At 67.2% G+C, this 24,075-nt stretch carries 25 protein-coding genes; 9 read left to right on the top strand and 16 right to left on the bottom strand.

Features of this window, described 5'->3' with window-relative positions; all coding sequences use genetic code 11:
* Positions 1–18: 18 nt before the first annotated feature.
* The 8 genes from ggh to AB0280_RS10805 form a co-directional block, all read right to left on the bottom strand.
* Positions 19–1,377 carry a glucosylglycerate hydrolase gene (ggh, locus tag AB0280_RS10840; RefSeq protein ID WP_307491196.1) on the bottom strand — a complete coding sequence of 453 codons (1,359 nt, stop codon included), beginning with the start codon at positions 1,375–1,377 and terminating at the stop codon, positions 19–21.
* Positions 1,374–2,456: an ABC transporter ATP-binding protein gene (locus tag AB0280_RS10835; RefSeq protein WP_307491198.1), complete on the bottom strand. Its 1,083-nt coding sequence runs from the start codon at positions 2,454–2,456 to the stop codon at positions 1,374–1,376. Before AB0280_RS10835 ends, ggh begins: the two co-directional genes overlap by 4 nt.
* A 42-nt stretch (positions 2,457–2,498) precedes the next feature.
* Positions 2,499–3,338, bottom strand: a complete 840-nt coding sequence (locus AB0280_RS10830) for a carbohydrate ABC transporter permease (protein WP_366367237.1) — start codon at positions 3,336–3,338, stop codon at positions 2,499–2,501.
* A complete protein-coding gene (locus AB0280_RS10825) occupies positions 3,335–4,228 on the bottom strand; it encodes a carbohydrate ABC transporter permease (RefSeq protein ID WP_159634699.1) in 894 nt (297 codons plus the stop codon). Before AB0280_RS10825 ends, AB0280_RS10830 begins: the two co-directional genes overlap by 4 nt.
* On the bottom strand, positions 4,228–5,493 hold the full coding sequence (locus AB0280_RS10820; RefSeq protein WP_224024125.1) for an ABC transporter substrate-binding protein: 1,266 nt from the start codon (positions 5,491–5,493) through the stop codon (positions 4,228–4,230). Before AB0280_RS10820 ends, AB0280_RS10825 begins: the two co-directional genes overlap by 1 nt.
* A gap of 296 nt (positions 5,494–5,789) precedes the next feature.
* On the bottom strand, positions 5,790–6,158 hold the full coding sequence (locus AB0280_RS10815) for a hypothetical protein (protein WP_366367234.1): 369 nt from the start codon (positions 6,156–6,158) through the stop codon (positions 5,790–5,792).
* An 85-nt stretch (positions 6,159–6,243) separates the two neighbouring features.
* Positions 6,244–7,200, bottom strand: coding sequence for a hypothetical protein (locus AB0280_RS10810; protein ID WP_366367233.1), 957 nt, complete (start codon positions 7,198–7,200; stop codon positions 6,244–6,246).
* A gap of 122 nt (positions 7,201–7,322) precedes the next feature.
* Positions 7,323–7,979 carry a cyclodeaminase/cyclohydrolase family protein gene (locus tag AB0280_RS10805; RefSeq protein ID WP_366367232.1) on the bottom strand — a complete coding sequence of 219 codons (657 nt, stop codon included), beginning with the start codon at positions 7,977–7,979 and terminating at the stop codon, positions 7,323–7,325.
* 175 nt (positions 7,980–8,154) lie between these two features.
* Here AB0280_RS10805 and AB0280_RS10800 point away from each other — a divergent pair, with 175 nt between their 5' ends.
* A complete protein-coding gene (locus AB0280_RS10800) occupies positions 8,155–8,949 on the top strand; it encodes an alpha/beta hydrolase (RefSeq protein ID WP_366367231.1) in 795 nt (264 codons plus the stop codon).
* A gap of 42 nt (positions 8,950–8,991) precedes the next feature.
* Positions 8,992–9,936 (top strand): carbohydrate kinase family protein, encoded by a 945-nt coding sequence (locus tag AB0280_RS10795; RefSeq protein WP_366367230.1) that lies wholly within the window; start codon positions 8,992–8,994, stop codon positions 9,934–9,936.
* A 6-nt stretch (positions 9,937–9,942) separates the two neighbouring features.
* Here the strand turns inward: AB0280_RS10795 and AB0280_RS10790 are convergent, their stop codons facing one another.
* Both AB0280_RS10790 and AB0280_RS10785 read right to left on the bottom strand, forming a co-directional pair.
* Positions 9,943–10,719 carry a matrixin family metalloprotease gene (locus AB0280_RS10790; RefSeq protein ID WP_366367229.1) on the bottom strand — a complete coding sequence of 259 codons (777 nt, stop codon included), beginning with the start codon at positions 10,717–10,719 and terminating at the stop codon, positions 9,943–9,945.
* A gap of 467 nt (positions 10,720–11,186) precedes the next feature.
* On the bottom strand, positions 11,187–12,365 hold the full coding sequence (locus AB0280_RS10785) for an ABC transporter substrate-binding protein (protein WP_366367228.1): 1,179 nt from the start codon (positions 12,363–12,365) through the stop codon (positions 11,187–11,189).
* Positions 12,366–12,664: 299 nt separating this feature from the next.
* Here AB0280_RS10785 and AB0280_RS10780 point away from each other — a divergent pair, with 299 nt between their 5' ends.
* The gene (locus tag AB0280_RS10780) at positions 12,665–12,811 is read left to right on the top strand and encodes a lmo0937 family membrane protein (RefSeq protein WP_159634671.1); all 147 of its coding nucleotides are present in this window, start codon (positions 12,665–12,667) and stop codon (positions 12,809–12,811) included.
* A 106-nt stretch (positions 12,812–12,917) separates the two neighbouring features.
* On the opposite strand, the gene AB0280_RS10775 is transcribed toward AB0280_RS10780, so the two are convergent.
* Together AB0280_RS10775 and AB0280_RS10770 are read right to left on the bottom strand one after the other, a co-directional pair.
* Positions 12,918–14,216 carry a Y-family DNA polymerase gene (locus tag AB0280_RS10775; protein WP_366367226.1) on the bottom strand — a complete coding sequence of 433 codons (1,299 nt, stop codon included), beginning with the start codon at positions 14,214–14,216 and terminating at the stop codon, positions 12,918–12,920.
* Between the two features lie 23 nt (positions 14,217–14,239).
* Positions 14,240–14,671, bottom strand: a complete 432-nt coding sequence (locus AB0280_RS10770; protein ID WP_159634668.1) for a LexA family protein — start codon at positions 14,669–14,671, stop codon at positions 14,240–14,242.
* Positions 14,672–14,845: 174 nt separating this feature from the next.
* Between AB0280_RS10770 and AB0280_RS10765 the strand changes: the two genes are divergently transcribed.
* From AB0280_RS10765 to AB0280_RS10750, 4 genes are all read left to right on the top strand, one after another.
* Complete coding sequence (locus AB0280_RS10765) at positions 14,846–15,634, top strand: hypothetical protein (protein ID WP_366367225.1); 789 nt, start codon at positions 14,846–14,848, stop codon at positions 15,632–15,634.
* Positions 15,635–15,643: 9 nt separating this feature from the next.
* Positions 15,644–16,462 (top strand): HAD family hydrolase, encoded by an 819-nt coding sequence (locus tag AB0280_RS10760; RefSeq protein WP_364398543.1) that lies wholly within the window; start codon positions 15,644–15,646, stop codon positions 16,460–16,462.
* Between the two features lie 125 nt (positions 16,463–16,587).
* Positions 16,588–16,851, top strand: coding sequence for a hypothetical protein (locus AB0280_RS10755; RefSeq protein WP_159634626.1), 264 nt, complete (start codon positions 16,588–16,590; stop codon positions 16,849–16,851).
* A gap of 41 nt (positions 16,852–16,892) precedes the next feature.
* The gene (locus AB0280_RS10750; RefSeq protein ID WP_414703671.1) at positions 16,893–17,732 is read left to right on the top strand and encodes a glycerophosphodiester phosphodiesterase family protein; all 840 of its coding nucleotides are present in this window, start codon (positions 16,893–16,895) and stop codon (positions 17,730–17,732) included.
* A gap of 48 nt (positions 17,733–17,780) precedes the next feature.
* Here the strand turns inward: AB0280_RS10750 and AB0280_RS10745 are convergent, their stop codons facing one another.
* Positions 17,781–18,140, bottom strand: a complete 360-nt coding sequence (locus AB0280_RS10745) for a hypothetical protein (RefSeq protein ID WP_366367223.1) — start codon at positions 18,138–18,140, stop codon at positions 17,781–17,783.
* A gap of 133 nt (positions 18,141–18,273) precedes the next feature.
* Between AB0280_RS10745 and AB0280_RS10740 the strand changes: the two genes are divergently transcribed.
* Entirely contained in the window at positions 18,274–18,510 is a 237-nt protein-coding gene (locus AB0280_RS10740; protein WP_224024140.1) for a DUF6480 family protein, read from the top strand.
* A 61-nt stretch (positions 18,511–18,571) separates the two neighbouring features.
* Here the strand turns inward: AB0280_RS10740 and AB0280_RS10735 are convergent, their stop codons facing one another.
* The 3 genes from AB0280_RS10735 to AB0280_RS10725 form a co-directional block, all read right to left on the bottom strand.
* Complete coding sequence (locus AB0280_RS10735) at positions 18,572–19,636, bottom strand: EAL domain-containing protein (protein ID WP_224024142.1); 1,065 nt, start codon at positions 19,634–19,636, stop codon at positions 18,572–18,574.
* A gap of 170 nt (positions 19,637–19,806) precedes the next feature.
* The gene (locus AB0280_RS10730) at positions 19,807–21,357 is read right to left on the bottom strand and encodes a putative bifunctional diguanylate cyclase/phosphodiesterase (protein ID WP_307491277.1); all 1,551 of its coding nucleotides are present in this window, start codon (positions 21,355–21,357) and stop codon (positions 19,807–19,809) included.
* Positions 21,358–21,377: 20 nt separating this feature from the next.
* Positions 21,378–23,021: an ATP-binding protein gene (locus AB0280_RS10725; RefSeq protein WP_224024146.1), complete on the bottom strand. Its 1,644-nt coding sequence runs from the start codon at positions 23,019–23,021 to the stop codon at positions 21,378–21,380.
* Positions 23,022–23,229: 208 nt separating this feature from the next.
* Between AB0280_RS10725 and AB0280_RS10720 the strand changes: the two genes are divergently transcribed.
* Positions 23,230–24,027 (top strand): class I SAM-dependent methyltransferase, encoded by a 798-nt coding sequence (locus AB0280_RS10720; protein ID WP_307491360.1) that lies wholly within the window; start codon positions 23,230–23,232, stop codon positions 24,025–24,027.
* Positions 24,028–24,075 lie beyond the last annotated feature (48 nt).

The raw sequence follows: 24,075 nt of genomic DNA, 5'->3' as shown, positions 1-24,075 counted from the left end.
CTTTCCCGGTTTCCCAGCCTACTTCCCCGGACGGTTCTCCTGGGCCGGCCCCACCCACTCAAGCGCCGCAGCCGCGGTCCAGGCCTGTGCGAGGCTTCCCAGGGGCTCGCCGGTGAAAGGCTCGTAGTACTCGCCGAACTGCAGGTCGGAAAGCTGTTCAAGGGACGCCGACCTGAGCGCGTCGACCAGGGCGGTTTCGCCGTCGCGGGCACAGGCCCAGCCAAGCAGCAGGTTGAGGAAGGGCCACACCGGTCCGCGCCAGTAGGTCCGCGGCCGGAAGGCCTCACTGGCCGGAGAGGTGGAGGGCGGCAGGGCGAACCGAAGGCCCGGGAACCCCATCCACCGCGGTCCGAGCAGAAGCTCCCGCTGGGCTGCGAGAAGGGCGGGGTCGCCGCCGGCGACGAGGGGAGCGAAGCCCGAGACAGTTTCGGTGCCGATCCACTCCCGGGCCAGCACATCGTAATCGCGCGCCAGCCCTGTGGCCGGGTCCACGGTTGAGGCAACGCCCTCCCGGAAGCGGGTGGCCATGCTTCTGAGTTCTTCGGCGTCCTGGTCCCGCCCGATTTCCGCAGCAAGTCCTGCGAGTACGTCGCTGGAGGCCGCCATGATGGCGGAGAAGAAGACGTCGCGGACACGGAAATCCACGGCGTCCTGCACGGCGGCATCGTCGAACCTGACCTCCGCCATTTGCTGGACCAGCCACAGGTACTTGGTGTATTCGGCGTCGTCGGGCCGTTCGCTGGCGTCCGCGACGTGCAGGACGTCGCGGCGGGTGAAGGGCGGCACGGTTCCCGGCACGATCCGCGAGTAGGGGCCGTCCCAGCGGGGGGAGTTGTCGAAGCCCGACTCCCAGCCGTGGTGGATTTCAACAAGTCCCACGCCGTCGGGGTCCCGGACGGTGGCCAGCCACCGGTGCCACGCCAGCCAGCCGTCAAAAGATTCGGCCAGGAACGCCTCGGCCACCTCCTGGTCCGCGCCGCCGTTTTCCCGTCCGCGGTCCACGATGTGGCGCAGGGCGATGGCGTGGACCGGCGGTTGGCAGATGCCGCTGCTTTTGATGCCTTCCGGCAGCGCCGCGGCGCCCGCCGTTCCCCACCGGTCGAAGCCCGGGAAGTAGCCGGTGTGGTTGTCACTGAAGACGATGTGCGGAATCATCCCCGTGGACCACTGCGCTTTGAGGAGGCTGCGCAGCTCCGTCACGGCACGGGGAACGCTGGTCCGGGCCAGGCCGATGGCAACGAACGCCGCGTCCCAGCTCCACATATGGGGGTACAGGTTGGGGGCGGCACTGGTCATGGTGCCCAGGTCATTTACCTTCAACACTTCAGTGGCGGCTGAGCGCAGTTCTTCCATGGACAGGGAACGGGTCGGGTTCATGAGGCCTCCAGTGCCATTGACGTTTCGCGGTCATAGACGCGCATGGTGTTCGGGGCGAAGCCCAGCCAGATGGTCTGGTGGGGTGCCGTCTTGAAGGTGGGGGTTGCCTGCACCTTGAGGGTGTGTCCGTCGACCTCAACGGTGAGCAGGATGGTGGATCCCATCGGCTCCACCACCAGGACCGTAGCGGCCACATCGCCGGAAGACCGGGTGCTGCTAACCGTCACGTTTTCGGCGCGGACCCCAAGGAGGACGTCCTTGCCCGCGAAGGAACGCAGGATGGACGGGGCCATGAGCCGCTGTTCGCCCAGGACCAGCGTGCCGCCGTCGTGGCTGACTGCTGCGTCCAGGAAGTTCATCGGCGGGGAACCGATGAAGCCGCCCACGAACCGGTCGGCGGGTGCGTCGTAGACGTCCAGCGGGTCACCCAGCTGCGCGATCCGGCCCTTCCGCATCACCGCGACCTGGTCTCCGAGGGAAAGTGCCTCGCTTTGGTCGTGCGTGACGTAGACCGTGGTGGTCCCGAGGTCCTGGACGATCTTCTTGAGCTCGGACCGGAAGGTCAGGCGCAGCAGGGCGTCGAGGTTGGACAGCGGTTCATCCATCAGCAGGACGTCGGCGTCCATGACGATTGCACGCGCCACGGCGACCCGCTGCCGCTGGCCACCCGAGAGGTTGGCCGGCAGGCGGTCCAGGTAGGGGCCCAGTTGGAGGAGATCTGCTGCCCACTGGACCTTGCGTTCGATCTCGTCGGCAGGAACCTTCGCCATCCGCAGCCCAAATCCGATGTTGTACCGGACCTTCCGGTGCGGGAACACGGCGTAGGACTGGAACACCATGGACAGGTTGCGTTTGTTGGGCGGCAGGTAGGTGACGTCGCGGCCGCCGATGGAGATGGAGCCGGAGTCCGGCAGTTCAAGTCCGGCGATCATCCGGAGCAGGGTGGTCTTTCCGCAGCCGGAAGGGCCAAGGAGGACGGTGAATTCACCGTCGGGGATGGACAGGGACACGTCATCCGTCGCGCGTTCGGATCCGCCCGGATAGGTCTTGACGAGGTTGGAGATTTGGATGTCAGCCACGATCGGCTCCTTCAAAAAAATGGTGGTGAGCGGGGGAGGGGCCTAGCGGATGGTTGAGCCCCACATGTTGGTGAGGTACCGGCGCATCAGGGCGATGAAGATGATGGACGGGATGACCAGGGCAAAGCCCCCGGCGAACCTGTAGGCCAGCGGTGAGTCTGACAGCGAGCTGAGGACCTGCGCGGGCAGGGTGCGGTGGTCGAGGGTGAGGATTGACGCGCCCAGCACTTCATTCCAGGACATGACGAACGTGAAGATCGACGCCGCGGCGAGGCCCGGCAGTGCCATGGGCAGCACCACCCTGCCGAACGCCCCCAGCGGTGAGCAACCAAACAGGCGGGCAGCTTCCTCAACATCAACGGGGACGCTGAGGAACACGCTGGCCGAGATCAGGATGGTGGTGGGCAGCGCCAAGGCCGTGTGGAGCAGGATGACGGCGTAGGTCGTGTCGTAGATGTCCACGGTGAGGAAGAGCCGGGCCAGGGGGACGGACAGCACCACGATGGGCAGGGCGCGGGTGAACAGCAGGAACAGCTGGTAGGGGTCCTTGCCGGGGAAAGTGAACCTGGCCAGGGCGTACCCTGCAGGGACTCCGATCAGTGCCGACAGCAGGAGTGTGCCGGCGCCAACAATCAGCGAGTTGCCCAGGGCTCCGAAGATTCCCGTGGAGCCGAGGAAAGCGTTGAGCGTGTCCACGGAAACGTTCGTGGGAAGGAGCGACAACGGAAACTCGTTGAACGATTCCCGGGTGGAAAGCGCCGCAAGCGAGATCAGGTAGATGGGAATCAGCATGAAAAGCGAGACGGCGATGCATGCGGTCTGCAGCAGGACCCGGTTCCGCTTTCTCCGGGCGATGGGGGTGGTGTCCACAGTGGTGCTCATCGGAGCCCTCCCTGGTTCTTGTCGCGGAGGGCCCGCAGGTAGAAGATCGATGTCAGCATGGACACGACGAGGATGACGAGTGCCAGCGCCGCAGCGACGTTGGGGTTCTGCAGCCCGGTGTACCAGCGGTAGGTTTCACCCACCACCAGGGGAAAGTTCTGGCCCGTGAGCGCCTGCGCCACCGCAAAGGTCTGGAACGCAAGGATGGTCCGCAGGATCAGTGCCACCTGGAGGCTCGGCTTCAGCAGCGGCAATGTGACGTGCCGGAGGCGCTGCCAGAACGTGGCGCCGAAGACCTGCGCGGCCTCGTCGTAGTCCTTGGGGATGCCCTGGAGCCCCGCCACCACGATGATGAGCACCAGGGAGGTTGCGCGCCAAAGTTCGGCGATCAGGACGCAGATGAACATGCTGGTCTGGTTGTCGTACGCCAGCCAGGAGGTGCCCTGCAGTCCGAACCAGGAAAGGACCGAGTTCAGGTACCCGCGGTCGTTGAAGATTGCGAGCCAGACCAGGCCGGCCGCCAGGTCGCTGAGCGCCAGCGGTATGGCCCAGACAAAGAAGTGGACTTTGTGAAGCCGGGGGTTGCTCCGCAGCATCAGGGCCATGGCGATGGCAAGGGCGAACTGCAGCGGGATCATCACCACGATCAGCAACAGCGTGTTGCGTACCGCCGGCCAGAAGTATGGGTCCTGCACCATGCGGTTGACGAACTCAAAGGTGAAACCCTGGTCATTCCTGAAGGCCTGCAGGACGCCCTGGATGACGGGCCATCCCAGCAGCAGCGCCATGAATATCACCGAGGGGGCTATCAGCAGGACGGCCGGCGGTATCCTGCGCCGGCGTGGCGGCGCAACAGTTGCCGCGGGGGTGGGGGGTGCCTCTACGGCCATTACGCTACCTCGCACTTCGTGGAAACCGGATCGGGCGCCCAGCAGGGAACATTCAAGCCCTTCAGGATGGTGTTCAACTGCGTCGCCTGCGTATCGAGGACCTGCTGGATGGGCCGGGTTTCCAGGCAGATCTGCTGGAAACAGTTCTTGAAAATCTGCGACACTTCGCCCTCTTTGGCGCCGAGGCCCACCGGGGGAAGGGCCAGGAGGGCGCCGGCAGACCGCTGCTGGCGGCGGACTGCGGCAGCTTCGAGCGCAATAGCGCCGGTCAAGTCGGAGGGAAGCTCCGTTTGGACCACCGGGAAGAAGGCGTTGCTGCGCAGGGTCTCGATCTGGGACGCGGGTTCGGTCAGGGCGCGGATGGCCTTTTCGGCGAGGTCGCGGTCCTTGCCATTTTTTGGCAGGGCCATCCCGGCGATGATCAGCATGTAGCCGCGGCCCTTGGGCCCTCGTGGTGCGGGGACCATGAGCCAGTCGTCGGGCTTGTCAGCAGGGGCATGGACCAGGCGGGCCACGTGGTCCCAGGCGACCAGGACCTCGCCTCGCGCCAAGGGTTCCTGCATGTAGTCATAGTTGGTGGATGCCGGTGCCATCGCGGACCACAGCTCCTGCATGTAGTCCCAGCCGGCTGCGGCATCCTGGTTCCGGAACGTGGTGATCTGCCCGCCGGTGAAGCTGGGCAGCAGGAAACCCTGGTAGAAGCGGTGGTGCAGGCCTTTGGGTCCGGCGGGCATCCCGAAGACGGGCCGGCCAGCTCCCTGTTTAGCCGCCTTGGCCCATGCGAGGTAGCCCTCGTAGGTAAGGTCGTTGACGTCCACCCCCGGGGGCAGCCACTCCAGGGCCTTCTTGTTCACCGCCACCACGTAGGTTGCCTGCATCCAGGGGACATACCGCGAGGTGGAACCGCCCACCTTGGTCAGCTCGAGCATCTCCTTCGTGAAGCCGCGCCCTGACAGGTCCCTGAGGAGGCCATCGACATCCTCCAGGGAGTCGGCCAGCGGAGCGAGCTCACCGTGAAGTCCGCCCAGGAGCGAGGTCTTCACGTTGCCGGCGCTCGCCTGGGAGGTGACCGTGGAGGCGAAGACGCCGGGGTCCACGGAGTTGTAGGCGGTGGGGACTTTCGCGAATTTCTTGAGGACTGCCTCGTACCGCTGCTTTTCCTCCACGGGCGTGAACTGGGTGGAGAGGAAGCCCACGGTTCCCTGGCCGGCTGCTGCGCCGCTGGTATCAAAACCTGCACAGGATGCGAGGAAAGGGGCCGACATGGCCGTTCCCAGTCCGGCCAAAAGGAGGCTCCTGCGGGAAACGGGCCCTCGCTGGGGATGAAATTTCGGGTCGTTCATTGAATGCTCCGATCGAGTGTGCGCCACTGCACAAACTTTCGTTTAAGCATTAGACATAAGTCGGGGGGGTGTCAACCCTTCGGTTCGAACGCCAATTGATAGAAAGGGTTCACCACGACAGCGGAAGGCGGCCCGGCGCACGCCGGGCCGCCTTCTGTGCGGACTCATCCAAGCCGGCCCCGTACCGGAGCCAAGTGGAGGTCAAAGGTGGGTTCAGCTCAGCCGCGCTTCCGGCCCAGGATCAGCGCCAGCAGGCCTCCGAAGACCAGAAAGAGCACACCCACCACCAGCAGCCCGGTGTTGATGCCGGTGTCGGCCGGGGGCGTGGACCCGGAGGCGGTGGCCCCTGCCGGCGCGGCGCCCCCGGCGGCTGCGGCCGTGTGGGCGGTGTGGGCACTGCGGCCGGAGGGCTGGGGCACGGAAGAAACCGTGCCGCCCAGGAAGGGGGCGGCGGTGTGGGTGGCGGGAATCGTGGCCGGCGTTGCCGGCGTGGTGCCGGCGGCATGGGCGGCTACGCCGTTGGAGGCCAGAAGGCCGCCTGCGATCACGGCGCTGAGCAGGCATCCACGGATAGTGCGGTGCATCATTTGGAAGTTCTCCTGAAGGTTGGATCGGGCCTACTGCTTAGCCCGGGACTGGCTCATTCCGCGTTGGGGCGCGGAGGGGCCTCAACTAGTCAGGAAAGGAGCCGGGGTAGAAGGACACACCGTCCGGGGCAGTGGGCAGACCGCCCTGGACGGCGGCTGAGCCGGCCGCCGGGATCTGCAGGTTATGGGCGTCCAGCCAGGCGGGCATGGCGGTGCCATTGCCGGACAGGCTGCTTCCGCCGGTGGCGCCGGGGACGCCCGGCAGCGGATCAGCCGGCCCGCGGGACGGCGGCCTGTGCGGATCCGTCCCCGTCAGCAGCGGCTTCCCGGCGGACGGCTCCATCCGCGGGTCGCACGGCAGGCCGTTGCTGTGAAACTTCCCATGGGACAGCGGGATCTCGAGGAGGGGCCGGGCGGAAGCCGGCGCTGTGCCGCCTGCCCCAACTTCCAGTTCGGCCGGCCGGGCAGGCGCGGCATCACCCGCCTGCGGAATGTCGACACCCGAAGGAAGGGGTGCCATGGCCGTGGGCGGGGGTGCAGTGGGTGCCGCCAAAGGAACAGCGCCGATGACCGGCTCAAGGACCGGCGCAAGCGGCTCAAGGACCGCGCCGGCCACGGGAACAACGGCTCCTACCGTTTCGCCGGCCACGCCGTCCACAGTGCCAACGGCCGGATCCACCACTGCTGCCACGGCTCCTGCCGGTACCACGGTGCTGACCATCGGAACAGCCTGCACCACGTCATCGGCCACGGTGGAGACCTCCTCCACGGCCGGGCGGAGGGGTGGCAATGCATAAGGTGACGGGGTCGCCGGGGCGCTTGCCGGTCCGGATTCCACTGGTTCCAGGACGTCCCCGGCGCGGTGAGTGAGGGTGGCGGCAGCCGATGCCAGCGCGGACCGGGCGGCTCCGGGAAGCGGGTCGCCGGGAGCGGAGGTATCAGCGGATGCACCCGCGGCGGACAAAACGATCCACGATGCGGCTGCCGCCACCGCGAGCAAGAGGGGTCGCAGGAACGTCCAGGCAGCCAGTCTTGACTTCACCTAGTACGCCTCCCCCCAGAGTTACCTGCAAACAATGCTGCCCACCATAAGCACAGCCGTGCAGCAGAGTCCAACCACCTGGGGAACGCCATGAACACCAGGCGGTCACATGTTTGCCCTGCTCAGGCCGCGTCGGTCGGGGCGGCCCGGTGGTCAATGTCCGCGGTCAGGGTGTCAATACGGTCCATGGCTTCACTGAGTTTCTCGACGGCGGCCCACAGGTCCGGCTGCTGCTGGCGGACCTGTTCCAGGGTGGCCCCGGCGGAGCGGAGGGATCCGAGGTCGAAACTGACATTGGTGCGGGCGCCGGCCACTGCCGCACGGAGGGCGCCGAACGCGACCACGACATCTGCGACCAGTGCCCGGTTGCCGTTGGTGGCCAGCCAGGCGAGGTCGTCGATTGCCTGGATGGCCCGCTCGCCAAGGACAGCAGAGGATGCTGCGGCTTCCAGCGACGCGCGGCGGATTGCCTCGTCCCGTTCCGGGCCCGGTTCCAGCCGGAAGGCGGCGCCGAAGGCTTTGGAGGCGGACGCGTCGTCATCAGCCAGCTTCAGGGCTTCCCGGCGCAGCGCCCGGGCCCGCGCCCGTATCCCGGCCGGCTCCCCGCCGTCGTCCTCCCCATTGCCGCTGTAGCCGGCGACCATCGACGTCAGCGATGCCGCCAGCGCCAGCATCAGGCCGGTCCCCGCGCCCCCGCCCGGCGAACCCGTGGACTCCGCCAGCGCGCGTGTCCACTCCTCAACAGTCGAATCCTGGGTGGTTACTTCAGCCTCTTCCATGCCAGGAACCGTGCCCATTAGGGCCACAGGCTAAACGGAAACAGCCGCAATGCCCGCGCTGGCCCAGTTATGGCGGCGGGACCCTGGAAAGTCCACGGTACCGCCGTCGTTAACCACCCCAAAAGTGGGCCAGTGTGACACTCACCCGCCCGCAGGCGCATGTAGTCTCGGCAAAGTGCAGCGGCATAGATACCAGTACGGCCAGGACCCCAGCCAGTGGGGCGAGCTTTTCCTGCCGGATCTTCCGGCCGGCAGCAAGCAGCGGGGCGTGGTGGTGGTGATCCACGGCGGCTACTGGCGCTCCACCTACGGCGCCGAACTGGGGGAGCCGCTGGCGAAGGACCTGGCGGAGCACGGCATGGCCGCCTGGAACCTGGAGTACCGCCGGGCGGGCAACGGCGGGGGCTGGCCGGAGACCTTCCAGGACATCCTTGCGGGCATCGACAAGCTTGCCGCGCTCGCAGGGCCGCACTCACTGGACCTGGACAAAGTGGTGGCGCTGGGACATTCGGCCGGCGGCCACTTGGCGGTATGGGCGGCGGGCAGGGACCGGCTGGATGGGCTTGGGACGGCGGAGGCCCGCCAGGTAAATAACACGAACGACGGCGTCCGCCTCACCGGGGTGGTCAGCCAGTCCGGGGTGCTGAACCTGGCCGACGCCGAAAGGCTGGGCCTCAGCAACGGCGCCGTGGGCAACCTGCTGGGCGGACCGTCGTCGGACTTCCCCGGACGCCACCGTGTGGCCGACCCGATGGCCGTGCTGCCGCTGGACCTTCCGGTCTACGCCGTCCACGCGACGGAAGACGACGACGTTCCCCTGGGCATGTCCACAACGTACGTGGAGGCCAGCCGTTCCGGAGCCGTCCCGGCACGGCTGATCACGGTGCCGGGGGACCACTTCGCGCTCATCGATCCCGCCGCGGAGGCCTATGTGACGTGCCGGGAACTGGTTGGAAAGCTGCTCGGCTGACACGAACTGCTGACGCCGGCCGGTTTCTGGCAGAGTATGACCATGCTCACAGTGATCGGCGAAGGCCTTGTTGACGTTGTCCAGCGCGCTTCCGGAATCGAGGCCCACGTGGGCGGAAGCCCCCTGAATGTCGCGGTGGGCCTGGCCCGGCTGGACCACCCGGTGCAGTTCATTGGCCGTTACGGCCGGGACGCGTACGGCGACTCGGTGGCTGCGCACCTGCGCGCCAGCTCGGTCATGCTGCCGGTGGCCCCGGACGAGCTGCCCACCAGCGTGGCCACTGCACTGATTGACGACGACGGCGCCGCCACCTACACGTTTGACCTCGCGTGGGAGCTGCCGCACCTGGCAGACCGGCTTGGCTTCATGCTGCAGGGAACCACCCTGCTGCACACCGGCTCCATTGCCACCATGCTGGCGCCCGGTGCCACCGAAGTGCTGGCCGCCGTCGAATACGCCCACCCGTCCGCCACCATCAGTTTCGATCCCAACTGCCGGCCCAGCATCATCACGGACGTGGACTTTGCCCGGCGCCAGGCGGAAAAGTTCGTCACGTTGTCCGACGTGGTGAAAGCGTCCGACGAGGACCTCGCCTGGCTTTATCCGGGACAGGATGTGCTGGATTCGGCCCGCAAGTGGCTGGCGCTCGGCGGGGAAGAAGGCCCTGCGATGGTGGTGGTCACCCGCGGTGCGGACGGGCCGTGGGGTGTGTGCCGGGCCGGCGAAGCCGCAATTCCTGCGCCCAGGGTGGAAGTGGCGGATACCGTGGGGGCCGGGGATTCCTTCATGGCGGCCCTGCTGTCCGGCCTGGTGGACCGGGAGCTGGACGGCGCCCAGAACCGGCAGGACCTGCGCGACCTTCCCGTCGAGGGACTCTCCGAACTCCTGGCACACGCCGCCCGCGCCGCCGCCGTCACGGTGTCCCGCCCGGGTGCCAACCCGCCGACCCGGGAGGAACTCCACGGGGCAGAAGCCACGGAGGGTTAGAAGGTCCTAGAGCTGCGGGACGCAGGGACCGCTGCCCAGCAGGGCCAGTCCGGCGAGGTCACCCGCAGCGAAGTTCCTGACGCCCACGTTTTCCGCATACATCAGTTGCGTCGGATCATTCACGTGGTCCAGGCCCAGCACGTGTGCCAGTTCGTGCATGATGATGGCGCGCACCTCCGCCGCGCCGTCCGGGCGGCTGGCGATGATGCCGGCAAGGTCAGGGGCATCAAGGCGCACCTGGCCGGCTTCGAGGACCAGCGGCTGCCCGGCGGCCTCCACGTAACCGCTCCCGCCAAGGCCGGCAACATTCCCGGCAAGGCCCGGCGTTTCCGCGGGCGTTGACCAGGCGATGAGTACCGGTACCCACCGCTTTCCGTAGCGGTCCGGCTGGAAAGCGGACCGGTCATCCGACGGCGCTTCCGTGGTGGGTCCGTCATAGACAAACTGCAGGCCGGAGGCCTGGGAGACTGCTGCCACTGCCTCCCGGACCAGGACATCGCCACCCGGCAGCGCGTTGTCCGGCCGGACAACGTAATGGACCGGGCGGCACGGATCGTACGCGACCAGCCGCTGGCCCTCTTTCGGCGACTCCTGCAGCACAAAGGCAGCGGAGCCCGTACTTGCGGGTGGCGTGCCCAGGGGTGCGGAGGCTGCCTCATGCCCCGGCGGCGGCATTTTCGCCCCGGGCAGGTAGGGGGCTGCGGCGGGAAGAACCACGCGGTCGAACAGTGTCGGCGCGAAGTACAGGCAGACCACCAGGGCGATCCCAAGGACTGTCCGCAACCGGATCGTCCCCAACGGGGCGGTCCGCTTCGACCGGAACCCTTCTTTTCCCGCCCTGCTCCGGAACTTCTTCCGCCGCCCTTGACCGGCTTCAGCACTGCGCCAGGGCGAAGGAGCCTCCGCCCGTCCGTACGCTTCATCGATGGCCCATTGCGGGATGCGTCCACTGGGGGAGCGCCGGACGTTTGGCGGCGCGAACCCGCCGGGCATGTCCCGATGAGACTTATCGTCATTCCCGAAGCCGTGCACCGGCACCCCCTGATTCCTGCCGCCCGCCGGCCAACCCTCCCAGCCTAGGGGCGGGCTGCCCGGCCTTGCCGCGGGAAAGGCGCAGGATTTGAGCAAGAAAGGCGGCCCCGGATGCAGGCCGCTCCGGGGCCGAAGTGGAGGCCCGAGGCCACATCGATTGCTCCGTAGACGCCGTTATGAGGGGTCAAAAGGGCGTTTACGGAGCAATCGATGAGGCTTTACTCCTTGCCGAGTCCTGCTGCCGGGGTCTTTCCGGTCGAGACGCTGTTGAGGGCGCGCAGGTCGAAGATGCCGGTGATGTCGGCCTGCTTGGTGGTGCCTGCGGTCACGCCGTCGGCCAGGAGCTTCTGGTAGGTTCCGGCCAGCGGGTCAACGGTGAAGACGATGTTCTTCAGGGAGCGGTCAATGACATCCGCCTTCAGTTCGGCGCCGGCTGCTTCCTTGAGGGCTGCATTGATGACGGTGGCCTTGTCGCCGGCTGAAGCGCTGTTGAGCCATTCGACCGACTTCGCGTGGCCCTTCAGGAGTGCCTTGACGGTGTCCGGGTGGTCTGCCGCGAACTTCTGGTTCACGATCAGGATGGTGGTGGGGAACTCGCCCGGCTTGCCGGACAGCGAACCGTCCCACAGGTCCTTTTCGTCCACCAGCACCTTCGCGCCGGCATTCAGCACCAGGCGTGACGCCCACGGCTCAGGCAACCACGCGCCGTCGAGCTTTCCGTCCTGGAACAGCTTGAGGGTCTGGGCGTTCTCCGTGGGGTTGATGGCCACGTCACCGCTGCCGTCCACCCCGGTCTTGTACCCCTGGGAGGAGAGCCAGGCGCGCAGGGCCACGTCCTGGGTGCCGCCCAGCTGCGGGGAGGCGAGCGTCTTGCCCCGGAGGTCGGCGGCGGAGGTGATGTCCGGCTTGACCACCAGCTGCGCCCCGCCGGCTGCGGCGCCGGCAATGATGTTGATCGACTGGCCCTGGCTCTTCACGAAGGAGTTGATGGCCGGGTTCGGCCCAATGTAGGTGGCGTCGATGGCCCCTGCGTTCAGGGCTTCGATTGCCGCTGGGCCGGCGTTGAACACCTGGGTGCTGAGTTTGGTGCTGCCGAGTTCATCCTTGATGAGGCCTTTGCTGACGCCCACGAGGGCCGGGGCATGCGTGACGTTTCCAAAGTAGCCGAGCTTCAGTTCGGCCGCGGGGTTGCCTGACGGGGCAGCCTCCTGCGAGGCTGCCGGTGTCCCGCTGTTCACGGCGGACGCGACGGCGGCGCCCCCACCGATGAGGGCCAGGACGGCTGCCGCGATTCCGATCTTCAGGCCGAGCGGGCGTGTGGGCTTGGCGGGCTGCCCGGCGACAATGCGGGTGGAGCCGTGCTGGTCTTCCGGACTCTTGTCCTGCTGGTTTGCCATGGGGAAATCCTTTGCTGGGGTGGATGCTGAGACGAGATTACGGAGCGCCCAGCGGCCCCACAATCGATCCCGTAGCGGGCGTTCACGCGGCGACGCGAACGCTCAACGCGGCGTAGTGCGGCGTCAAAAATCGTCGTGCGGGGACGCTGTTCGGAGGTCCGGTGGAGGAGGCCCTGTTCGACGCCGGGACGCAACGGCGGCCTTGGTTGCCATCAGTAGGTGCGGGCCGTGATTCGCGTGCTGCATTGTGGGTACGTGCACGGCATGGGGATTTTGTAAAACTAATCAAGGAGACTCTCATGTTGCTTTGGATTGCCATCATCATCGCCGTTCTCTGGCTTCTCGGATTGCTCGCGAACATTGGCGGCGGCCTGATCCACATTCTGTTGGTTGTCGCAGTGGTGGTCCTGATCTTCCACTTCGTCCGTGGCAGGTCCCGCGTCTAGCAACCCCGCGTCCCCGCCGCCGGCCCAGCGTCCGGCGGCGGGAACCGTCGGCTCCAGGCCGCCTTGCAGCCCCAGGCCGCCTTGAGCTCTTCAGGCGCCTGACCCCTCACGCCGCCTTGACCAGGGGAAGCTCGTCCCAGTGCGTTGTATAGCGGGGCGAGCGCATGTCACGTTTCATGGTCCAGTCCAGCCCGGATTTGATGCCCGCGTGCCCCAGCCCGATGGTGCCCCGCCCGAAGCGGCGGCTCACATCCTCAAGCAGCGGCCCGATGCCGCGTTCCTCATGCCGGTTCTCGAAGGGCTCCAGGGGCGGCTGGTTTCCCGTGGGCCGCAGGTCGGTGAGCATCAGCCCCGCCTTGGCGTATTTGAGCCCGTCCCGGATACTGGGCAGCAGCGCATGCGCCGCCCTGGTGAGCAGCAGCGGATCCGCCGTAGGCATGGGCAGCGGGACGCATACAGACGGGTACGCCTGCTCGTGGTCCCGGAAGGGGGACGTGGCAGCAAACGCCGTCAGGACCTTTGCCTGCAGCCCGTGCTTTGAGAGCCTGGCGCTCGCCTGCTGCCCGTAGATGCTGAGCACCTCCCGAAGCCCGGCGGCGGTGGTCACAGGGGTGGCGAAAGAGCGGGAAAAGATCAGCTGGTCGCGGCCGATGCGCTCTTCTTCCATTGGGATGCAGGGGGTGCCCCGCAGTTCCAGGACCGTGCGCATCAGCACCACCGAGAACTTATTCCTGATCATTACCGGATCCGCCCTGACAAGGTCCTGGACAGTGACGATGCCCAGCACATTGAGGCGCTTTGTGAGCCGCCCGGCAATGCCCCAGATCTCATTGACAGGAAGCCGGGACATCAAACCCTCCCGCACGTCAGCCGGAACGCATTCCCACAGGCAGACTCCGCCAAAGGCGGGATTGTTCTTGGCCCATTTATTGCAGAGTTTCGCCAGGGTTTTAGTGGGGGCGATGCCAACGCACACGGGAACCCCCACGTGCCGCCGGACTGCCTCTTTCATCCTCCGGCCAAGGGACAGCAGCTCGTCCGGGGTGCCCTTGACGCCCAGGAATGCCTCGTCGATGCTGTAGACCTCCAGCCAGGCCGAGTACCTGCCCAGCAGTTCCATTACGCGGGAGCTGATGTCGCCGTACAGCTCATAGTTGCTGGATTTTGCCACCAGGCCCCACTCCTTGGCCCGCGGCGCGAGTTTGAACCACGGTTCGCCGGTGGCGATGCCCAGTGCCTTCGCTTCCGGGGAACGGGTCACGGCGCAGCCGTCATTGTTGGAGAGCACCACCAGCGGCCGCCCTTCCAGGGAGGGGTCGAAGGCGCGCTCGGCGGAGGCGTAGAAGCAGTTGACGTCCACGTGCGCGATCTGCGGCATCTGCCGCATGTGGACGGGCTTAGCCATGCTGGTCCCCAAGCGCGGGCAGCTCAGACATGGTGCAGGCACCTGGTGGCAACGCCCCAGATGGTCAGCTCGGACAGTGCGGGCACGTGGATGTCCGGGTACTTGGGGTTCTCCGCCTGCAGCACCACGCCAGTGCGGGTGATGCGCAAGCGCTTGACCGTCAGTTCCCCGTCCAGGACGGCGATCACCACGGCCCCGTCCCTGGGCTCGAGGGCACGGTTGACGATCAGTTCGTCCCCGTCGCTGATGCCGGCACCCTCCATGGAATCCCCCGTCACCCGGACCACGAAGGTGCTGGTGATGTCCTTGATCAGGTGCGCGTTCAGGTCGATCCGGCCGTCGAAGTAGTCCTGTGCCGGCGACGGAAAGCCCGCCGCCACCGCGACCGGGGAAATCAGCACCGAGAACAACGAGGCGCCCGCGTCTATCACGCGGGGACCGACAATAACGCCCACAACACACCTTTATTCGAAAATATGTTCGATAGTTTCAGTGTAGCCCCGAGGGCTGACAACGGGCAGTCCCGCTCGGGGGACTAGACTCAGGCCACTGTCTGCTCTGGGGGGGGAAACGATGCGGTTGGTACGGCTTTGGTGGATTGCGGCGGCGATGACGCCGGGACTGGCGGGGTGCGCGTACAGCGAGGTACCCGAGGGGCAGGCTCCAGTGCCGTCGCCCCGGCCACCGCTGCCGCCCAGCCCGGCGCCGATCCGCGTGCTTCCGGGGTGGAAGACATGCGCCAGTGGTCCCAGGAGCAACTGCAGCCCAGGTTGCCCGGCGAGTTCGCCGGTTCCACCAGCTCGAACACCACGGTCAGCTTCGGATTCACTGGCGCGGAACCGGGTCGCTATGAGGTGCATTTCACCTGCGAGGGTCCGGTGACGGCAGAGGTTTCGCTTGCCAGCCAGGCCGGCGCCGAAGTCCTTCCCCCGCTGCAGGTCCCCTGTGACGGGAACATCTTCAAAACGCAGGTGGCGCTCGCCGTCCGGGGAGTGGACTTCGTCATGACTCCGGAAGGCGGAGCAGAGGGCCGTTACGCCTTCCGGCTGGTGCCGGCCTCCGCGAAGCCTCCCACCACGGTGCTGCCGGGAACGGATGGGCTGAAGGCCGTGGTCCGCTCCAGTCAGACGTCCGCAACGGGACCCGAGGTGGAGCTCAAGGGCCACATGGACAGGGACGGGGCCGGATGCGTCATCCTGCAGGCTGCCGACGGGAACGATTACACCCTGATCTTCCCCGAAGGAACCAGTTTCGACGCTGAAACGCTGGTAATGCCCGGCGGCCAGCGTCTTGCCGCCGGCGCCCCGGTAGTCCTCAAGGGCACCCGCGCCCCGGCCGATGAAAGCCTAAGCATGTGCCTGAACTACGCCCGGCTCCTGTCCGTGGAATCGGCGCACGGGAGCCAACCGCCCACGTAGACTTGCAGGATGCGGTTGGTAGCAAGCGATATTGACGGAACGATCCTCGGACACGACGGAAAAATCAGTGACCGCACCATCCGTGCCTTCCACGCCTGCCGGGATGCCGGCGTCGAACTGGTGTTTGTGACCGGCCGCCCGCCCCGCTGGCTGCACCCCCTGGAGGAACAGCTGGGCCACACCGGCCGGGTGATCTGCTCCAATGGTGCCGTCGTGTGGGATCTTGAAGCGGACCGCCTGGTCTCCGCCCGCACACTGGCCATCGAGACCGTCCTGGAAGCCCGCCGCATCATCAAGGGGCTCCGCCCGGCTGCGCTGTTCGCCGCGGAAACGCTCACCGGATTCCACCTGGAACCGGGCTTCATCGAAAACGAGTCCAGCGAACTTCTCGCCGAATTCACCCCGGCGCCGCTGAAGCAAACCCTCACGGACGATGACTCCGTGGTCAAGTTCCTCGCCATCGTCCGCGACGGCACTCCGGACGACTTCCTCGCCGAGGTGGCGCCCGCCGTCGAACACCTGGCCGCCACCACCCACTCCTCCCCGGGCGTTGCGATGCTGGAACTGTCGCTGCCCGGCGTGAACAAGGCCGTCACGCTTGCAGAATACGCACGCGCACTGGGCATCGACGCCGCAGACGTGGTGGCCTTCGGCGACATGCCCAACGACATCGAGATGCTCCGCTGGGCCGGTCATGGGTACGCGATGGCCAGCGGCCATCCGGAAGCCATCCGCGCGGCCGGGCAGCAGGCGCCGCATTTTGACGACGACGGCGTGGCCCAGGTTTTGGAGGCCCGGCTCGCTGCCCTGGGCGTCCAGTTTTCCTGACGCCCGGGCTGTCCCGGACCCGGCACCCCCATTTTCACAGCTTGCGCTCACCTGGCGTTTACCTTCCCTGCGTAGCGTGAAGCGTGGAGAGCAGGCACCCTCCCGCCGGCTCGAAGGGGGCAATGATGGCACGAAACGTCAGGCAGCACGCGGCCGATGCGCCGCAGCGCAAAGCAACGCCCGCTCCGCACTGGAAACAGTTGCGCCAGGGTGACCGGGTCCGGGTCCTGTTCGCGCCCGGATTCGAGGCAGGCGGCGTGGTGGACACCGTCACGGCGGACCACACCGCGGTATGGGTCCACCTGGACGCCGGCCGTGGGCGGACCCTGCTGCACTGCGGCGACGGCGTGGACATCCTTCCCTGCGGAGAGACCGCCTGCCTGGACTGACGGTCGGTTTCCACTCATGGTGGGGGCGGTAGGCTCGCAGTGTGAGCCTGCCTTTCTTCGAGCACCCTGACGACGCCGGGCGGCAGCTTCCCATCGCCATGGCGCACCGCGGATTCTCGGCTGAGGGCCTGGAAAACTCCATGGCCGCGTTCCGCGCCGGCGTCGACCTCGGCTTCCGCTACCTCGAAACGGATGTGCACACGACGGCGGACGGCGTGCTGCTGCTCTTCCATGACGAAACCCTGGACCGGGTCACGGACGGCAGGGGCCGGGTGGCGGAACTTCCGGCCGCGGACGTGGCCAGGGCGCGGATCAACGGCCGCGAGCCCATCCCCACGTTCGACGAACTGGTCACCCAGCTTCCCGAAGCGCGGCTGAACCTCGACGTCAAGGACTGGGGCTCGGTCCGCAGCACCGCTGCCGCGATCGAGCGGCACCAGGTGCACCACCGCGTTCTGGTGACCAGCTTTTCGGACCGCCGGCGGCGCGCGGTGCTGAAACTGCTCAGCCAGCCTGTGGCTTCGTCCGCTGGAGTGGCCTCGAGCGCCCTCTTCACCTTGCTGGGGCCTGCGCTTCCACGTCCGGCGTTCCGGTGGCTCATGCGCCGGGTGCTCCGGGACGTGCATGCTCTGCAAGTGCCCGTCCGCTATGGGCGGGTGCCTGTGGTCACTACCGGTTTCATCCGGCGGGCGCATGACCTGGACCTGGTGGTTCATGTGTGGACCATCAACGATGCCGGCGAGATGCACCGGCTCCTCCAGTTGGGGGTGGACGGCATCGTCACCGACCGGGCGGACCTGCTCCGCGACGTGCTGCGCGCCCGAGGCCAGTGGCCGGAGAAGCCCGGGCAGGCTAACCGGGCGCCCGGCCCGGCTGCCTAGCCTCTGGCCTGCTCCCGGCTGCCTAGCCCCCGGCCTGTTCCCGGGCGCCTAGCCCTGGTCTGTTGCGGTGGGCGCCGTGGCGTCCCCGGCCAGGCCGGCGTCGTCCGCTGTGCCGTTCTGCTCCCGCTCGCCGTGCGCCCTGCCGTTGTGCGCCTTGTCGTTGTCGGCGTCGCCGCCCAGCGGGCTGTTGGAGACCGGCCCAGGGGCGGCCCCGGTCTTGAGGCCGGGCGCCTTCTGCTTCTCCGCCTCCATCGCGTTTGAGCCTTCGCTCAGGGACGAGTGGACCTCCACGTCGTCGTTGGGATCTGCCGGGTCCGGCACGTCCGTTTTCTCCGTCGGCTTGGATGTCCCGGCCAGGTCCTCCATGGCGTTTTCTGCTGCCTTGCCAATGCTGTCGCCGATACCCATGTGACTGCTCCTTCCGGCGTTGCGTGCCGGCCGCCCCAGCGGCGTGCCGGCCCTACTCCTCCAGAATTATCAGCATGCTTACAATTAGTCCAGTGCTGGGGAACCGAACCGCAGCCGGAGAGGAAGGAAGGCTATGAGCACTTACCATCCGGAAAATGACCCCGCGAACCCCGACCGCCCGGGGAAGGAAGAGGTGGGCGCCGCCCAGCCCCGTCCGGCGGAGCAGCGCAGCCGGGAGGCGGCCGGCTCGCCGAACCCGGATCCGCTGGAAGGCAATGTCACCGGCCTGGAACCGGGCGGGGGAGTCCCGCCGGGAGAGACGCCGCCGGCGGAGGGCCAGATGAGCAGGGACCAGGGCCACTCCGAATAGGGCCCGGACGTGCAGCGGGGCGGCGCATGCTGCCCGCCGCCAACCTGACTGCGTCAGGTTCTCAGGACGACTCTGTTCCCCGGGTGGTGGCGCGAGGTTCCCCCGGCCCGGCCAGGTGGCGCTCCAGGCCGTCCATGTCGAGGCGCGTGTTCCAGCTGGCCCAGTCCTTGGGCCGCACCGACGGCCGGCCCAGCAGGTAGCCCTGGCCGGCGCTGATGCCCAGCTCCGTGAGGACCTTGAGTTCGCCCACCGTTTCGATGCCCTCCGCCACCAGGGTGATGCCAACCTGGTCGGTGAAGTCCACCAGGCATGCAGCCAGCGCACGCTGGAGGCCGTCCTTGTCGACGTCGCCGATCACGTTGCGGCCCACCTTGAGGAAGTCGGGCCGCAGGTGGACCATGCGGCTCAGCGCGCCGGCGCCGGTGTGGGTGTCGTCGACGGCAATGCGCAGGCCCTTTTCCCGCAGCGGATTGATCGCGGAAAGGAATTGCAGGTATTCCTCTTCGGGAATGTCCTGGGTCAATTCGAGCACCACCCGGTGGATGGGCAATTCAATGTGGTCGAAGAGCTCCGGCAGCCGCGGGTCCAGGCAGGACGTGGGGGAAATGTTGAGGGACACGTACAGGTCCTCGGGCAGGTCCTTCGCGGCCGCTGCCGCCGATCCCAGCGCGGAGAACTCGAGGTTGGCGCCCAGGCCCACCGCGGCGGCCTCGGCAAACCACAGCTCCGCGGCTGCGCCGTCGTCGCTGACGAACCGGGACAGCGCCTCTGCGCCCACCACGGTTCTTCCTTCCAGCCCGTAGATGGGCTGGAACGCGGTCATCAGCATCTGGTTCTCAAGCAGGGTGCTGATCCGGGACGCGCTGCGGATGGCATCCAGCTGCTCCGCAAACTGCGGCGGGAGCGCGGGCGGCGTGAGCCGCATATCCTTCGCGGCTTCCAATGTGTCCGTCATGGTGGCGTCGCTGCGCCGGGTCTCGAGGAGATACTCCAGCAGGGCCCGTTCCGGCACGCCGGGATTCTCATCGAGGCTGTTGCTCAGCCGCTGCCGCACAGCGGTTCCCGCAGGATCCGTATCCGCCAGCACGGCGGCGATAATTCCCCATGCCTGTACCCGAACCGACATTAGCAACGCCCCCAGTTGACGAAGTAATGACCCGATGGCCCCATAATGTTCAAATTTCCAAACGCCTTATAAAAGAACGGTGCTGCCAACCTGATTTCCGAGGCGGCGAAAAACCAGACACCGCACGCTGATCGTATAACGGCGGCCACGAAAGTGCAGTAGTTTTTGCGTTACTGGTTAGCGCTTTCCTGCTGGTCAGCCAGCAGTTCCGGAATCTGGTCGGGGGGAACAGGCCGGCTGAAGTAGTAGCCCTGGGCGCTGCGGCAACCCAGGCCGCGGAGGATTTCTGCCTGCTCCGCCGTTTCGACGCCCTCCCACACCGCTTCCAGCCCGCACGCCCGCACCAGCTGCAGGACTGCCGCCACCAGCGCGGGCTGGCTGGGGTCGCTCTCCAGCCCGGTGATCAGTGACCGGTCCACCTTGACCCGGTCCACCGGCAGCCGGCGAAGGTAGCTGATGGACGAGTAGCCGGTCCCGAAGTCGTCGATTTCGATGCCCACGCCCAGGCCGCGGAGCCCGCCCAGCGAATACCGGTCCAGCTCATTGCCTTTGACGATCGCCACTTCCGTCAACTCCAGCACAACCTGTTCAGGCCTGACGCCGGTCTCCTTCAGGGTGTTCCGCACGTCCTCGATGAACTGCAGGCTCTGCAGGTCCGTGGCGGAGATGTTGATGCGCACAGAGAACCGGCTGTCCACCAGGGCAGCATCAATCCAGGCCCGCAGCTGCTTCACGGCGGTCCTGAGGACCCACAGTCCAAGTTCGGAGATCAGGCCCGCCTCTTCGGCAAGGGGAATGAACTCGTCAGGCATGATGAAGCCGCGGGTGGGGTGGTTCCACCGGACCAGTGCCTCTACGCCTTCGATCCGACCGGTGCCAAGCTCCACCACCGGCTGGTAGTACAGGGTCAGCGCGTCGTCCTTGATGGCGGCCCGCAGGTCATCCACCAGCTGGCTGCGGAGGCGGCGCACCAGCAGCAGGGCGGGCTCGAACCGGTGCAGCTTGTTCTGCCCTTCGGCCTTGGAGGCGTACATGGCGACGTCGGCCTCCATCAGCATGTCCTCAGGGCTTTGGCCCCCGCTGCCCACGCTGAGCCCGATGCTGGCACCACAGCGCACGCTGCGGCCGGGAAGCTCGATGGGTTCGTTGAGGGAGGCCAGGATGCGGTGCGCCACGATCGCCGCCTGGTCCGCCGATGCGGACGGCATGACGATGGCGAATTCATCGCCGCCCAGGCGGGCTACGACGTCGGAGGCGCGCACCGCGGTCCGGAGCCTTTCACCCACGGTCACCAGGACCTGGTCCCCGGCCGTGTGCCCCAGGCTGTCGTTGATGGATTTGAACGCGTCCAGGTCCATCAACAGGATGGCCGGCCCCTCTTCGGATCCCCCGCCGTCCACCGCGGCACGGGCTTCCAGCGCGGAGCGAAGGGCTTCGAGCAGCGCCGACCGGTTGGCCAGCCCGGTCAGCGGGTCCTGCATGGCCATCTTCTGCATCTCAAGGTGGGCCTCGTGAAGGAGCTGGGTCCGGACCTGCACCCGCTGCTCGAGTTCCTCGTAGATGACCTGCAGGTCTTCGGCCAGCAGATTGGTGCCCATGATGATCGCATCGAGCTCGTCCCGGGCCGGGGAGACCTCTATCCGGGACGTGAGGTCGCCGGAGGCAAGCCGGACAATGCCTTCCAGGAGCTGGGAGAGCCGGGGATCGTCGTTGGCAAACATGGCCAGTCCTCCTTCGGCGCCTAGTTGGCCTGGACGCGGTCAGTGCCGAGGGGAAGGCTGACGGTGACGGTGGTCCCGGTGCCCAGGGTGGAAGCGACATCGATCCGCCCGCCGTGGCGGTCCACAATGTCCTTGGAGATGGCAAGGCCCAGCCCTGTTCCCGGGATGGCGCCGTTCATCGCGTTCGAGGCCCGGTAGAACCTGGTGAACACGTGGTTGATTTCGTCGTCCGAGATGCCGATGCCGGTGTCGGCGATGCGCACGGTGGCCCACTTGGACCCGTCCTCCGCGGCGTGGGATTCGCTGCCCACCTCGATCCGGCCGCCGCTGGGGGTGAACTTGATGGCATTGGACACGAGGTTGGTGAAGACCTGCTGGAGCTGCACCTCATCGGCCAGGATCTCCGGATCCTCCGGCACCGGGTCCACATCGATGGTGACGTTCTGCAGCGTGGCCAGCGGCCGGAGTGCCGCGGCAACCAAATCCAGGGTCCGTCCCAGGCGCACCGGCGCGAGCTGCATGTCCGCGTTGTCCAGCCCGCCGCGGGAGACGCTGAGCATGTCCTCGATGAGGGTCCGGAGCCGTTCGGTGTTGCGGACCACGATGTCCAGCATCTGGTGGACCTCCTTGGACACCGGGTGCTCGGTGCTCTCCTGGATCATGTCCAGGTACGCCATGATCGAGGTCAGCGGCGTGCGCAGCTCGTGGTTCACCGTGGCCAGGAAGTCCGTCTTTGCCTTGTCGAGTTCGCGCAGCTGCTTGACCACCTGCTGCTGGCTGCTGATCAGGTGGCTCTGGATGAGTCCGTAGGCGGCGTTTCCGGCCACGTGCTGGATCAGTCCCAGTTCGGCGCTGGACCACGTCCGTGGCCGGTCCATCATGGCGATCCAGATGATCCCCAGGGAGGAGTTGCCTTCGCCGATGGGCACCGCCAGCGTGGAGGCCGCCCCGGCCACGGCCCTGGCAGGCTTTTCGTCGGCCCTGGGCTCGGATTCGTTTCCGTCCGACGAGAGCGTCTCTGTCCCGGCCCAAAGCGCATCGGCCGTGGCGCGGGCCTCGTCCTCGCCGGGGAGGGCGTCCTTGGGCAGTTCCACCAGGCCCTGCCGGTGCCAGGCCGCCATGATCACCGGGACGCGGTGGTCCTCGAAGGTGGCCAGCACCACGTGGTCGGCCTTGAATGTCCGGCCGAAACCGGAGACCACGTGGTTGGCGATCTCCTGGGGATCGTTGGTGGCGCGGACCGCGGCTGAGACCTCGCGCAGCTGTTCACGGAGACCCTCGGCTTCCTGCCTGGCGGCGCGGCGCCGGGACACCTGCTCGATGAGGACGGATGCGCGGTGCACCAGCTCTTTGGGCTCCGGCGGCTTGGTGATGCAGTCGTGGACGCCGGCCGGGTTGGCTGCGGCTACCTCCTGCGGATTGTCCAGGTCCACCATCAGCAGGACGGGGGCTGCGGACTGGGCAGGGGACAGAAGCGCGTCGGCGACGACGACGGAGGGCTGGCCTGCGTCCAGCAACGCGGCGAGGCCGGCGGCGTCCGCCGCTTCCTGGACGCCGTACCCGGCGTCCCGCAGTGCCTGGGCGTTGCGGGCCAGGCGGCCGGCGTCGGGATCGGCGACGACGGCGGTGCGGGTCAGGGGCACGCCACTCGGCACAGCCGTCACAGTGTTCCCTTCCTCCCAGTTGAGTACATTCTAGGGGGACGGGGGCCGCACGGGTCCAGAGCGCCCGCGCCCACCCCGAGATTCGTGCCCCGCGGGCAGGGCACGCCGTAATGTGGCCGAAGCTGCGCCGGTTGGCAGGGATGGAACATATATTTGAGCCGTGTCCTCCCCAACGAAGTCGCCGCGGTCCGTCCTGCAGAAGTACCTGATGCTTCCCAAGCTCGTCAGGTTGTCGCGGGGTGCGCCGAAAGACCGGCACCAGGCATGGGATACCTACTGGGCAGGAATCACGGCCACGGGCCCCGGGGGAGAGGTCCTGTGGGATTCGGGCAGCGACCATGAGTTCCTGGGCTACAAGGACAGTCTCCTGCGCTACCTGGACCCTGCGCTTCCTGTGGTGGATACCGGGTGCGGCCATGGCAGTTTCACCCGGGCGCTCGCAGGCGTCTTCCCCCGGGTGGTTGGCGTTGATGTCTCCCCGCACGCCGTTGACAGGGCCCGGGCGGAGTGCGGGGGAAGCGGCAACGTGACTTTCGAAGCGCGGGACATGACGGCGGAGGGTGCCGGGGCAGCCCTGGCAGAGTCCCTCAACGCAGGCAAGGAAGGGGCCAACGTCTTCATCCGCGGCGTCCTGCACGTCCTTGCCCCTGCGCACCAGATGGCACTGGTCGAAAACCTCCGGCTCCTGGCCGGGCACCGCGGCACCGTCTTCATGGCGGAAACCAACTTCCAGGGCAATCCGGTGGAGTATGTGTCCCACCTCGGGGCAACCACGCGGGGCATTCCGGCGCCGTTGGAGCTGGCCATCCGCGGGCTCCCCATGCCGGGACACTTCGGGCCCGAAGAGCGCGAACGGACGTTCCCGGCGCCGGCCTGGGAACTCCTTGAAGATGGCCATACGGCCATCGAAACCAACCCCGTGACCGGCGTGCCCGGCCAGGACCGGGTGCCCGGGTACTACGCGATCGTCCGCCCCCGCCGTCAGGCCCCGGGACAGGCCATTTGACCGTCCCCGCAGACTTGCCCGGATTCCCGCAGCCAGTCCGCAGGCCGC

Origin of the sequence: Pseudarthrobacter sp. 902506025, from assembly GCF_040702325.1 — a bacterium.
Taxonomy (GTDB): domain Bacteria; phylum Actinomycetota; class Actinomycetes; order Actinomycetales; family Micrococcaceae; genus Arthrobacter.
The sequence above is the reverse complement of the archived record's forward strand: the minus strand, read 5'-3'. Positions and strand labels throughout refer to the sequence as shown.

Coding starts and splice junctions, on each gene's coding strand:
- ggh (WP_307491196.1), bottom strand. CDS start 1,377: ATGAACCCGACCCGTTCCCTGTCCATGGAAGAACTGCGCTCAGCCGCC.
- AB0280_RS10830 (WP_366367237.1), bottom strand. CDS start 3,338: ATGAGCACCACTGTGGACACCACCCCCATCGCCCGGAGAAAGCGGAAC.
- AB0280_RS10825 (WP_159634699.1), bottom strand. CDS start 4,228: ATGGCCGTAGAGGCACCCCCCACCCCCGCGGCAACTGTTGCGCCGCCA.
- AB0280_RS10820 (WP_224024125.1), bottom strand. CDS start 5,493: ATGTCGGCCCCTTTCCTCGCATCCTGTGCAGGTTTTGATACCAGCGGC.
- AB0280_RS10815 (WP_366367234.1), bottom strand. CDS start 6,158: ATGATGCACCGCACTATCCGTGGATGCCTGCTCAGCGCCGTGATCGCA.
- AB0280_RS10805 (WP_366367232.1), bottom strand. CDS start 7,979: ATGGAAGAGGCTGAAGTAACCACCCAGGATTCGACTGTTGAGGAGTGG.
- AB0280_RS10795 (WP_366367230.1), top strand. CDS start 8,992: ATGCTCACAGTGATCGGCGAAGGCCTTGTTGACGTTGTCCAGCGCGCT.
- AB0280_RS10785 (WP_366367228.1), bottom strand. CDS start 12,365: ATGGCAAACCAGCAGGACAAGAGTCCGGAAGACCAGCACGGCTCCACC.
- AB0280_RS10780 (WP_159634671.1), top strand. CDS start 12,665: ATGTTGCTTTGGATTGCCATCATCATCGCCGTTCTCTGGCTTCTCGGA.
- AB0280_RS10775 (WP_366367226.1), bottom strand. CDS start 14,216: ATGGCTAAGCCCGTCCACATGCGGCAGATGCCGCAGATCGCGCACGTG.
- AB0280_RS10760 (WP_364398543.1), top strand. CDS start 15,644: ATGCGGTTGGTAGCAAGCGATATTGACGGAACGATCCTCGGACACGAC.
- AB0280_RS10755 (WP_159634626.1), top strand. CDS start 16,588: ATGGCACGAAACGTCAGGCAGCACGCGGCCGATGCGCCGCAGCGCAAA.
- AB0280_RS10745 (WP_366367223.1), bottom strand. CDS start 18,140: ATGGGTATCGGCGACAGCATTGGCAAGGCAGCAGAAAACGCCATGGAG.
- AB0280_RS10740 (WP_224024140.1), top strand. CDS start 18,274: ATGAGCACTTACCATCCGGAAAATGACCCCGCGAACCCCGACCGCCCG.
- AB0280_RS10735 (WP_224024142.1), bottom strand. CDS start 19,636: ATGTCGGTTCGGGTACAGGCATGGGGAATTATCGCCGCCGTGCTGGCG.
- AB0280_RS10730 (WP_307491277.1), bottom strand. CDS start 21,357: ATGTTTGCCAACGACGATCCCCGGCTCTCCCAGCTCCTGGAAGGCATT.
- AB0280_RS10720 (WP_307491360.1), top strand. CDS start 23,230: ATGCTTCCCAAGCTCGTCAGGTTGTCGCGGGGTGCGCCGAAAGACCGG.